General features: G+C 47.9%; 1 protein-coding gene. It reads right to left on the bottom strand.

What is annotated here, in order from left to right:
- Positions 1-466: aminoacyl--tRNA ligase-related protein (locus BCT81_RS05185; protein ID WP_347232104.1), on the bottom strand; the 466-nt coding region annotated here is incomplete at both ends.

Raw genomic sequence — 466 nt, 5'->3', positions numbered from 1 at the left:
AGCTTTCTCGATGTTTGCTGCGTAATCAGATTCTGTAGAGAATGCGATTAGGTCTTCGCCGCTTTCCGCTAGTACGTGGAACTCTTGAGAACCACTACCACCGATAGCGCCTGAGTCTGCTAGTACTGGACGGTACTCAAGACCCATGCGGTCGAATGCATTACAGTAAGCATCGTGCATCGCTTGGTAAGACTTTTCTAGGCCTTCTTTGTCGATGTCGAAGCTGTACGCATCCATCATAGAGAATTCACGAGCACGCATAACACCGAAACGTGGACGACGCTCATCACGGAACTTAGTTTGAATCTGGTACAAGTTCAGTGGTAGCTGTTTGTACGAGTTTACTTCGTTACGAACTAGGCTAGTGATTACTTCTTCAGCTGTTGGGCTAAGAACAAACGGACGAGAATGACGGTCAGTAAAGCGCAGTAGTTCTGGGCCCATTTTTTCGCTACGACCAGTCTCC

The sequence above is a fragment of the Vibrio sp. 10N.261.52.A1 genome, assembly GCF_002876325.1.
In the GTDB taxonomy this organism is placed as follows: domain Bacteria; phylum Pseudomonadota; class Gammaproteobacteria; order Enterobacterales; family Vibrionaceae; genus Vibrio; species Vibrio chagasii.
This window is presented reverse-complemented; position numbering and strand designations above follow the sequence as displayed.